11 protein-coding genes and 1 riboswitch are annotated in these 11095 nt (G+C 41.8%); of the genes, 6 read left to right on the forward strand and 5 right to left on the reverse strand.

Annotated features, from left to right (window positions below; all coding sequences use genetic code 11):
* Window positions 1–94: 94 nt before the first annotated feature.
* Window positions 95–182: riboswitch (glycine riboswitch) on the reverse strand.
* Window positions 183–494: 312 nt separating this feature from the next.
* From Q9R21_RS14535 to Q9R21_RS14555, 5 genes are all read right to left on the reverse strand, one after another.
* Window positions 495–1403: an AEC family transporter gene (locus Q9R21_RS14535; RefSeq protein ID WP_311204751.1), complete on the reverse strand. Its 909-nt coding sequence runs from the start codon at window positions 1401–1403 to the stop codon at window positions 495–497.
* 125 nt (window positions 1404–1528) lie between these two features.
* Complete coding sequence (locus Q9R21_RS14540) at window positions 1529–2050, reverse strand: GNAT family N-acetyltransferase (RefSeq protein ID WP_311204752.1); 522 nt, start codon at window positions 2048–2050, stop codon at window positions 1529–1531.
* A 67-nt stretch (window positions 2051–2117) separates the two neighbouring features.
* Window positions 2118–3212, reverse strand: coding sequence for a chorismate synthase (gene aroC / locus Q9R21_RS14545; RefSeq protein WP_311204753.1), 1095 nt, complete (start codon window positions 3210–3212; stop codon window positions 2118–2120).
* Window positions 3213–3225: 13 nt separating this feature from the next.
* Window positions 3226–4236 (reverse strand): 50S ribosomal protein L3 N(5)-glutamine methyltransferase, encoded by a 1011-nt coding sequence (gene prmB / locus Q9R21_RS14550; protein ID WP_044108320.1) that lies wholly within the window; start codon window positions 4234–4236, stop codon window positions 3226–3228.
* Window positions 4237–4439: 203 nt separating this feature from the next.
* Window positions 4440–4826: a DUF1311 domain-containing protein gene (locus tag Q9R21_RS14555; protein ID WP_311204754.1), complete on the reverse strand. Its 387-nt coding sequence runs from the start codon at window positions 4824–4826 to the stop codon at window positions 4440–4442.
* 200 nt (window positions 4827–5026) lie between these two features.
* Between Q9R21_RS14555 and Q9R21_RS14560 the strand changes: the two genes are divergently transcribed.
* From Q9R21_RS14560 to Q9R21_RS14585, 6 genes are all read left to right on the forward strand, one after another.
* On the forward strand, window positions 5027–5335 hold the full coding sequence (locus tag Q9R21_RS14560) for a hypothetical protein (RefSeq protein WP_311204755.1): 309 nt from the start codon (window positions 5027–5029) through the stop codon (window positions 5333–5335).
* Window positions 5336–5495: 160 nt separating this feature from the next.
* Window positions 5496–6872 carry an AarF/ABC1/UbiB kinase family protein gene (locus Q9R21_RS14565; RefSeq protein WP_004280475.1) on the forward strand — a complete coding sequence of 459 codons (1377 nt, stop codon included), beginning with the start codon at window positions 5496–5498 and terminating at the stop codon, window positions 6870–6872.
* A gap of 236 nt (window positions 6873–7108) precedes the next feature.
* The gene (locus tag Q9R21_RS14570; RefSeq protein ID WP_311204756.1) at window positions 7109–8404 is read left to right on the forward strand and encodes an acyl-CoA dehydrogenase family protein; all 1296 of its coding nucleotides are present in this window, start codon (window positions 7109–7111) and stop codon (window positions 8402–8404) included.
* A 23-nt stretch (window positions 8405–8427) separates the two neighbouring features.
* Complete coding sequence (locus tag Q9R21_RS14575) at window positions 8428–9627, forward strand: acyl-CoA dehydrogenase family protein (RefSeq protein WP_253114473.1); 1200 nt, start codon at window positions 8428–8430, stop codon at window positions 9625–9627.
* A 113-nt stretch (window positions 9628–9740) separates the two neighbouring features.
* A complete protein-coding gene (locus tag Q9R21_RS14580; protein ID WP_311204757.1) occupies window positions 9741–10232 on the forward strand; it encodes a GNAT family N-acetyltransferase in 492 nt (163 codons plus the stop codon).
* Window positions 10233–10356: 124 nt separating this feature from the next.
* A complete protein-coding gene (locus tag Q9R21_RS14585; protein WP_086044746.1) occupies window positions 10357–10938 on the forward strand; it encodes a lytic transglycosylase domain-containing protein in 582 nt (193 codons plus the stop codon).
* Window positions 10939–11095 lie beyond the last annotated feature (157 nt).

The raw sequence follows: 11095 nt of genomic DNA on the forward strand, positions 1-11095 counted from the left end.
ATGTGTACCTGAGAGCTTCGGTAGATACATTGCACATCAATGCGGCCACCTTCCCCTTCGGTGAGTGATTGAACACTTCTCTCCAGAGTTTTTATCCATTATCACAGTCCTTTTGCCTGAGAGTTTCCTGGGAACTTGCTCCTTCGGCGAATGCAGAAGCATTTCTCTCCTGCAATAATGTTTTATTATCATGAGCAATTTATATACCATTTTTAGGAAAAACACAGTTTTTATTTATGTTAATTCACGTGAATTTATCTGTGATTCTTTTTAATTAAGAGCATACATGGGTGATGGAGGATATTGCCTAGATATCAAATTTTTAGATTTTGCTGTCCTAAGTAAAATGAGCAAGTTCTATCCTTTATAAAATTCCAGAACTTATTTAATTTTGGCGCTTAAATAGAACTCAACATTTGCTTAGGCTATTTTAATAATTCAAAGTATATGTCATCCAAAGCAAAATTTAGACTTTTATCATTTATTCTAGAATTTTAGATAATCCAAGAAAGCATCAGTACTAAGCTTCCTGCTGCGACCACTGTTTGTACACTGATAATACTAGCCATTAACTCACTATCGCCACCATACACCCGGGTTAAGACATACGAAGCTGAGGCGGTAGGAAGTGCAAAGAACAAGACCAATACCTGAGTAGTTAATGCATCAATCTGGAAAATTTTACACATTAAAAATGCAATCAGCGGCATTCCGAACAGGCGACCAAAGGTTATCAGGCTGAGTGGCAATACATCACGCTGAAAACCCTGAAACTGTAAGGCTGCTCCCACACACATCAAACCGAGCGGCAAACTGCACAGTGCAATCTGTTTAAGGAACTGCTCTGCTCCAGTCCAGAGTGACAAACCAGAAAGATTAAATAAACCACCCACAATACAGCCTAGAATTAATGGATTTTTAGACAAATCCAGGATGATTTTTTTCAGCTGCATATCGTGGCTACGGGTAAATGCCAGCACTGACAGGATATTCACCAAAGGAATACACAGCACCATGATCACCGCGAAAATAGTCATACCCTGCTGCTGAAATAAGGCGCTGACAGCAGCAAGGCCAATATAGGTATTAAAGCGCAGTAAACCTTGAACATAGACGCCGAAACGCGCATAGGAAATTCGGTAAATTTGGCGCAAGATATACAGCGCAATACTGACCACAGCCATGATGCTAAATACGACCAGTACTACATCCTGAATGACCTCTATTTGAATCTTGGCAGTGGCCAGATTTAAAAACAGCATCACTGGAAACAGTGCATAATAATTTAACTTTTCTGCACCTCGCCAAAAATCATCACTCAACCATTGCCTACGCTTAAGCAGATAGCCAAAGCTGATCAGTCCGATGAGAGGAAATAAAGAAGTTAAAATAATATGCAGCATGTGACATCCTGGTCTGTTTTCTGCCTAACCTTAAGTCGCTTAGACTGAACAGAAAAATTAGCATATTCACGAGCTTTCTCACTACTCAATTTAAGCAGTAAAAAGCTTGAATTTTCATCAACTAATCATATTGATTTGCTGATTTTTTCTAAAATCAGCAAATGTAACGGAATCAACGGTTCTCCGACATTTTGACCCAGTGGATATGCTTCAATCTTTTCAGTCAGCTGATAGCCACGGCGCTGATAATATGCCAGCAGTTCAATACGGACATTTAATACTGACATCTGAATCACTTTCTTTTTAAATATTTCGAAAATATGGGATTCGGCAAAGTCCAATAATTGCTTGCCATAACCCGAGTTTTGCTCAGCAGGTGCAACAGCAAAGCTTTCAATCTCTGCTACTTGCTGTCCTAAGCTCACGCCAATACAACCAAGAAGCTTATTATCAATTTCCAACACAAAGAGCTGAAAATTTTCTAAATTGAGCAAGTCATATAACTGTTTTTCTTGAATACGATCACCCTGGATCATTCCTGCTTCAGTCGTCCATCCACCCGGAGTACGATAAGCTGTATTAATCAGCATAGTAAGTTGCTGAACATCAGCCTTGCTCGCCAATCGTATATTTTTATAGTGATTCATTTTATAAATAAAAAAAGTCAGACCGGAGTCTGACTTTAAAACAATTTCACTTTAAAGTTAAAGCAAATTATTTAGGTTCAATCGGTGCAAATGGCGCAACTACATCGGCATTTTGCGCACGGTGACGCATGAAATGATCCATGAGTACTATCGCCAGCATCGCTTCAGCAATCGGGGTTGCACGCACACCCACACAAGGATCATGACGGCCTTTGGTCAACACATCAGTATCTTCACGCTCAATATTGATGGTTTTACCCGGCGTGGTGATAGATGCAGTCGGCTTCAACGCAATCGCAACACGAATGTCCTGACCGCTAGAAATACCGCCTAGAATACCGCCAGCATGATTGTCCAGGAAGCCTTCTGTGGTGAGTTCATCACGGCTTTCATGACCAAACTGTTCAGCAACGCCAAAACCATCACCGATTTCTACACCTTTAACGGCATTAATCGACATCATGGCATGCGCAATATCAGCATCCAGACGATCAAAGACTGGCTCGCCCCAACCCACTGGCACTTTAGATGCAATGATCTCGAGTTTAGCGCCACAACTGGTACCTTGCTCACGCAAAGACGTCACTAGCGCTTCAAAACGTGATACTGCATCCACATCGCCACAGAAAAACGGATTGTTTAGAACTTCATTCCAGTCCAGCTTCTCTGTTTTTTCGGTGCCGATCTGGGTTACATGACCACGAATCTCAATGCCAAATTTCTCGAAAAGGAATTTCTTGGCAATTGCACCCGCTGCAACACGCATTGCCGTTTCACGCGCACTTGAACGGCCTCCACCACGGTAATCACGGAAACCATACTTTTGGGTATAGGTATAGTCGGCATGACCCGGTCGGAATGTCTGCGCAATATTGCCGTAGTCTTTCGATTTTTGATCCGTATTACGAATTAACAAACCAATTGAAGTACCGGTGGTTTTACCCTCAAACACACCGGAAATAATTTCTACTTCATCGGGTTCTTTACGCTGGGTTGCAAATTTCGATGTACCCGGCTTACGGCGGTCCAGATCCTTTTGCAAATCAGCTTCAGTCAGCTCAATGCCGGGTGGAACCCCATCGATGATGGCCATCAGGCCAACACCGTGAGATTCACCACAAGTCGTTACACGGAACAGTTGCCCTATACTATTACCTGCCATGTCAAACGACTCCTTATGCTTGAATAGACTGTATGAATAAATCACGGTAGGTACGACATTGCTCTGCAGTCAATGCAAAGATACCCGTACCACCTTTCTGGAATTGTAACCAGTAGAAATCAACCGAATTGAAGTTTTGGCGCATTGCCCATTCTGAGTTACCCACTTCGATCACGATCAGGCCATTCTCAGTCAGATAATCTGCAGCTTGAGCCAGCATTTTACGTACCAGATCCAGACCATCCTGACCTGCAGCAAGCGCAAGCTCAGGCTCATGATGGAATTCCTCAGGCAAATCCGCCATATCTTCCGCATCGACATACGGCGGATTAGATACGATTAAATCGTATTGATTTTCGGCTGGAATTTTTTCGAACAAATCCGATTCAAGCAATGCGATCTGATATTGCTTGTCATGATGCTCAGTATTGATTTGCGCAACTTCTAAGGCTTCTTTGGAAATATCAGTCGCATCCACTTCCGCTTCAGGGAAAGCATAAGCCAAGGCAATCGCGATACAGCCTGAACCGGTACACATATCTAGAATACGTTGAGGCGTCTTTGGATTCGGGTTTTCCGGCAAGTTATTAACTGCCTCACCCATTTGACCATGTTCACCCAGGCAATACGGGGCAAAACGGTTTTGAATCAGTTCAGCAATCGGTGAACGAGGGATTAGCACGCGCTCATCAACGTAATAAGGTTTACCGTCGAAGTAAGCCAGGTTCAATAAATATGAAGTTGGTACTTTTTCATTAATACGGCGTTCCAGCAGACTTAAAAATTCGGCTTTTTCACTTGGTAATAATTTGGCATCTAAAATTTCAGCGTCCGCTTTCCATTCTAGCGACAGGGTTTGCAGCACTAGCGCTGAACTTTCAGCAAAATAATCTTCTGTGCCTTGGCCCAAATGTGCATCGTATTGACGTAATGCTGTCACACCAAAACGAATAAAATCACGAATGGTGGTTAAATTTTCAGCGGCTTCCTGCATATGTTCAGGGCTAATAGTCGGTCGATCCACTTAAGGCGTCTCCAAGGTCATTTTTTTAAACGCCTTATGATACCTTGTTTTGCCTGCTTTTATAATGCTAAAGCATGAAAAACACGAATTCTCTACGCCCACAAAAATTATAAAATTCCTGTTTTTGTAAGCGATTATGCAGACAAATGTTTACTTTATTCAGGGATGTTTCTGTTAAATGCCGATGCTAATACTATGATGATTTATCGAAAACCGGACGCATAAGAACGAGATTGATAAAGATTAGCCTGATCCATGATCAAAGCCAGCATACATTGACCCTGTTGCTGCTTGGCATATTTTCCTGACATTCTAAAGTTACATTGCTGGGACAGTTTACGCTCCCACAATACATGCTGACTGCGAATGGCGGCGGTCTGGTTCGGATTCAATTTAAGATAAGTTTTATAGTTTTTCTTCAGACGTTTATTGTGAACTTTCAGCTTTTTTTCCAGGCATTTTTCCGCTTTGGGTATATTACCATAACTAAAATTCATGCACTGTGTATATTCCTTGGAATACCCAACAGCAGCCTGTGTCTGAACCGCAGTACCCACAAAAATTGCAACTAAAAACCATGCAAGACGCATAACTTCCCCTTGACCGAAACCGGTACAATCCCAATAAATGTTTAACAATCAATATTGTTTAAATTATCCACTGATATTAACGCAGTCCAGACAAAAATCCTATGCCTTTCTCGGAATGAAAGATTAAACAGTTGCACAATTGAAAATTGGCACATGACCCACATATAATCCGCATTCAATCTTCAAATGAGCCCAGATCTATGAGCTATAAGCACAATAATCTTATGGCGATGCGCCAGAATTACTGGAATGATAAAGCCTCCAGTCAGGTGCAGCAAGAAAAGGTATTTTTGCAGTCGACCTTAATGCAACATGGCGTATTTACCGATGCGACATTGGACGATGCTAAATATCTGTTTTTTGGCTTGCCAAGTATTGTGATTGTAAAAGGCTATGCTTTGGGCTTCATGCATGACAGCGTACAGCGCCTGATTCATCAACATATTCAAACAAATAAACAACAGTTACAACAACGATCCGAATTAAAAATCCAATTTCAAATGGCATAATGCCCTGTCTAAACTGATACAAGTTGGTGAATAAATGAAAGCTTGCCTAGCTTTTACTATGAATTCAGCGGCTTAAACTTTTTTAATACGTGCAGAAACGCTACTATCCCTTACAATGATTTATTCTGCTTCATGCTGATGATGAAAGGATCGAGTTTACATGTCAGATCAGAACGATAAGCTTAAACAACTGAAAACCTCCTCTATGGATCGACGCTTATCGATCGCAAAGGCATCCTTGCTGGCAGGCACGCGTTGGGCGGCTTCTAGTGCAAGCTCCATGTTCTCAAGTGAAGAAGAAAAAGAAAAGAAACGTAAAAAAGCCATGAAAGAACAGGCTGATTATCTGGTGGCAGAAATTGGCAAGCTAAAAGGTTCTATCGTTAAAATTGGCCAGATGATGGCACTGTATGGTGAGCATTTTCTGCCAGAAGAAGTCACTCAAGCTCTAAATACCCTGAACAATCAGACAGTGGCATTGGCATGGCCAGCCATCAAGACCCAGTTACAGCAACAACTCGGTTCAAAACTCGACGATCTCACCATTGATCATGAACCTTTGGGCACAGCTTCTTTGGCACAGGTACATCGCGCTACCCGAAAATCTGATGGCATGGAACTGGTGTTAAAAATTCAGTATCCGGGTGTGGCAGAAGCGATTGATTCCGATATGAGCCTGTTTAAAAACATGCTGAAATTGACTCGCATCGTGCCGCAGACCCGCGAATTCGACCAGTGGTTCGATGAAGTCCGTGAGATGATGCACCGTGAAGTAAATTATCAGATTGAAGCAGATACCACGCGTCGTTTTGCGGCGCGTTTAAAAGATGATCCTCGTTATATCGTCCCAACCATTATTAATGAATATTGCTCAGATCGTGTGCTATGCATGACTTTTGAACGTGGTGTGCCGATCAATAGCCCGGTAATGTTATCCCTGCCCCAAGAACGCCGCAACCTGTTAGGTGAAGCGTCTCTGGAAATTGCAGTGCGTGAAATCTTCGAATGGGGCGAGATGCAAACCGATCCGAACTTTGGTAATTATCTAGTTCGTCTGGGCAATGGCGCAGATGTGCACGACAAGATCATTCTGCTCGACTTTGGCGCGATCCGCCAGTTTGACCAGCATCTGCTCAGTGTTGCGCGTAACCTGATCCAGGCAGGCTATCATCATGACTCGGATATGATGGTCAAGGCGATGACTGGTTATGAGTTTTTTGATTCGATTCCGCAAAGCATCAAACCGGATATGGCCAAAGTCTTTTTACTGGCCACCGAAGCGTTTAGTTCACCGCTAAATAATCAAGAATTGCCAGCTGGCATCATGGATGAACATAATCGCTATGACTGGAAAAAAAGCCAGCTGCATAGCCGTGTGATGCAACAGGCATCGAGATCTATGGCTTCACGTTATTTCAGTGTTCCACCCAAAGAATTTATGTTTATTAGCCGTAAATTTATTGGTGCCTATACCTTTATGACCGTGATTGATGCCAAAACCAATGTGCGTGCCATGATTAGACATCATCTCTCTTAAAATAAAATCTGCATTAAAAAGACCCGGATGATTTTGTCATTCGGGTCAATTTTTATCCAAAATGGATTTTTTGTATTTTTATCTTTCTTTTAATTTTCATTGATTTATTCGTCCCTTTCTTCAATCCCAAAAACCTAAAAATTGTCAATCATTCATGTCAGGGATGACATAGTTTTATCTCTGAGTGCATGTCAGTATTAAAAAAATAACGTGACAACACCTTTAGGATAATCAGAATGAATAATATGGTGAATAAAGCCCAAGGATTTGGCTTGTCCATACTGACCAAAATCGCGGGTAGCGAAGTATTAGATCAATTAAAACTGCGTAAATTTGTAGAAAAATCACTTTATCAAAGTTCAATAGCAGGATTCAAAACCTTAAGTCAAACCCAGAAAATCCTGAAATCTGGCCAGAAGATTCAAAAACAGCGTCTGCCGCATCAGTCTAAATCCTTATTTGATCTAAACCTGACTGAAGAACAGCAAATGACCTGTGATGCCATGCAGCAATTTGCCCAAGAGGTGCTGTATCCCTTGGCGCATGATGCAGATCAGCATGAATTATTTCCCCATGAACTCTGGCAATACAGCACTGATTTAGGCTTGAATTTCTATGCCCTGCCTGAAGCATTGGGGGGCGTTGCATCGGAACAGAATATTGTCAGCAATATTTTAATCGCTCAACATTTGGCTCAGGGTGATTTCAGTCTGACGGCTGGCTTACTTTCGACTTTTAGTTTCATTAACGCCATTACCCGCTGGGGCTCAGAGCAGATTCAGTCAGAATATCTGGGCGCTTTCGCAGAGAATCCTGAGTTAAAGGCCACCTTTGCAGTGCAGGAAGAAACAGCAGCGTTTAACCCGGAGCAACTTAGAACCAAGGCTGTTGCACATCAGGGACATTATCTGATTCGGGGTCAAAAGACCTTAGTGCTCTTCGGAGAAAGTGCCGATCTCTATCTGGTCAGTGCTGATCTGGATGGCAGAGCTGAGGTCTTTGTGGTGCAACGCGACAGTACCATCACTGCGAAAAAATCGCCGGCTATGGGTTTAAAGGCCACTGAAACAGTCACGCTAAAATTTGAAAACACTCCGGCACATCGTCTGGGTGATGAAGATTTTGATTATCGTGCATTCGTAGATTTGGGCAATCTGATGTGGTGTGCGATGGCAGTGGGCGCCTGTGAAGCAGTCAAAAAATACTGTGTGCAATATGCCAATGACCGTATTGCCTTTGGTGAACCGATTTCCCATCGTCAGGGTGTCGCCTTTATGATTGCCGATATGGCCATTGAAATTGACGCGATGCAAATGCTGATCCTGAATGCCGCCAGCCTGGCTGAATCTGGTCAAGCTTTTCATCGTGAGGCTTATTTGGCACGTCTACTCTGTGCAGAAAAATCCATGAAAATCGGCACCGATGGTGTACAAATTTTGGGTGGTCATGGTTTTACCAAAGAGCATCCGGTCGAACGCTGGTATAGAGATCTTAGATCTACTGCCATTCTCCATTCTGGCTTGCATGCCTGATCAAAACATAAAGAAGAATAATGATGAATCTACAAACTCCAAAAAAATTTAAGCTTTTGATTGATCAAGCACATGAAGTTGCCCTCAATGTTTTGCGTCCGATTTCACGTAAATATGACAAGGCTGAACATGCTTATCCGATAGAGCTAGACATGCTCGCTTCTGTTGTCGATGGCATGAACCAAGGTAGTGAAGGCATGAATGCTGGTGCAGCAGTCAATAAACGTGGCGATGCAGACAGCAGCAATAAAAATGGCATTAATATGTCTACTGCCCTGAGCATTATTGAAATGTGTTATGGCGATACTGGCTTATTACTCTCGATGCCACGCCAAGGATTAGGAAATTCAGCCATTGCAGCTGTTGCCAATGAGGAGCAATTACAGCGTTTTCATGGAACTTGGGCGGCCATGGCGATTACCGAGTCAGGTTGCGGTTCAGATTCCGCTGCAATTCGTACCACTGCGACTAAAGACGGTGATGACTATATTCTGAATGGCGAGAAGATTTTTGTGACCTCGGGAGAACGAGCCGATGCGGTAGTGGTTTGGGCAACTCTGGATAAAAAACTGGGACGATCAGCCATTAAATCATTTGTGGTGGCCAAAGGCACTCCAGGAATGAAGGTTGAACGACTGGAACATAAATTAGGGATTAAATCATCCGATACTGCCACGATCAGCTTTATTAACTGTCGAGTACCTGCAGCAAACCTGCTCGGTCATGCAGAAATCGATGTTGCTAAAGGCTTTGCTGGCGTGATGGAAACCTTTGATAATACTCGCCCGCTGGTCGCCGCCATGGCGATTGGTTGTGCGAAAGCCTCGCTGGAACGCATCAAGGAGATTTTTAAGGATCAACTGGACTCCACTTATGCCACACCGTATTTACAAAGCTCTAATATCGCAGCACAAATCTATCGTATGGAAGCTGAATGGGAAGCAGCACGTTTGCTGATGCTGAAAGCTGCCTGGATGGCCGATAATCGCAAACCAAATTCACGTGAAGCATCTATTGCCAAAGCCAAGGCCGGTCGGATTGGTAATGAAATTACCTTAGAATGTGTCGAACTTGCAGCAGCTACTGGTTATAACGAAACTGAACTTTTGGAAAAATGGGCACGTGATTCCAAGATTCTGGATATTTTTGAAGGCACCCAGCAAATTCAGCAACTGATTATTGCCCGTCGGGAATTAGGGAAATCATCGAGCGAATTAAAATAATGATTGCTCATTAAATAACGAATTAAGCTTACTTAAGTTGATTAAACGATGGATTTTTTAAGGATTTAAGGTTATAAAAATTCATCGTTTTTTCAAAATAAAATCAGACCAATATGTACTATATTCGTCCCATTCAGCCTGAAGATAATGCTCAAATTGCAAGCATTATTCGTTGTGTTTCCCAAGAGTTTGGACTGGCAGCAGAATCTGGTTTCGCGGTAGGCGATTCTATTTTAGATGAACTGTATCAAGTTTATCAGCAAACGAAATCAGCTTACTGGATTGTTGTGGATCAACAAAATAAAATTTACGGTGGTGGTGGAATTGCGCTATTAAAAGGTGATGCAACTATTTTAGAAATTCAGAAAATGTACTTTTTACCTGAAATTCGTCAGCAGGGTTTTGCCAAAAAAATTTTAGAATTATCCTTTGAATTTGCACAGACTCATCAGATTAAGTCAGTCTATCTAGAAACAACTAAAGCGCTTTGGCAAGCGGTGAAACTCTATGAAAAATTAGGTTTTCAGCACCTTGATCACCCTGAAGGCAATACCGGACATAGTGAAGCCTGTGAAATCTGGATGCTAAAAAACCTTTCAACTTAGAGATTTTTTAGTAGATAGATAAAGTTTGTACATTAATAAAGTGCTTTCATCAGCAGCGAGCTTGACTCTTGTATATAGGCTGCCTAACATCGAAATACGTTTATTCAGGCATGGAATTCACAGTTTGTTTTTTTCTCATCTATTAAATCCAATTAAATCTAAACGTTCACTATTTAATTCTCATTCTTTTAAATTTTCTTCTATTTTATTGAGTACTTTTCTTTTTGCGGGTTGTTCATCCTTGGGCGGAGGCTCGGTAGAAAAGCGCGCAGCTAAATTATCTAAAGGCATTCAAACTGCTTACTCCACCCCATCCAGTACAGCTAATCGTGTTTCACCTTTAATTGTTCAACATGCACAAAATCAAGGTGTAGATCCGCTCCTAGTGGCGGCTGTGATTCATCAGGAATCTACTTATCGTAGCCAAGCAACTTCGCCAGCAGGGGCGGTAGGCTTGATGCAAGTGATTCCAAGATATTGGCAACAAACCTGCCCTGGTGATTTATACAATGAAAGCAGTAATATCCAATGTGGTACATATATTCTTTCTAAATATAATCAATCATCCGGTGACTGGAAGAAAGCGCTTGCCTATTATAATGTAGGTCCGTCAGGTTATGAAAATAATCGTAAAATGCGTAAACAAGGTAAACGTTATGCCAACCAAGTAAAACAGCATAAAAAAATGCTAAAAGACTCTCTCTAATGACTGAATAAAGAGAATTAATTTAACCATACTTAGGCTATTTTATTTAATATTTGGTAAATAGTAATCGCTAATTGTGTCCATTAAAGTTTTTACCATGAAAGTATACCTACAACCTATTAATCTCAGCAATGATATATATATTCAGCTAAAATAG

It is taken from the genome of Acinetobacter sp. RG5 (assembly GCF_031844265.1).
Lineage (GTDB): Bacteria > Pseudomonadota > Gammaproteobacteria > Pseudomonadales > Moraxellaceae > Acinetobacter.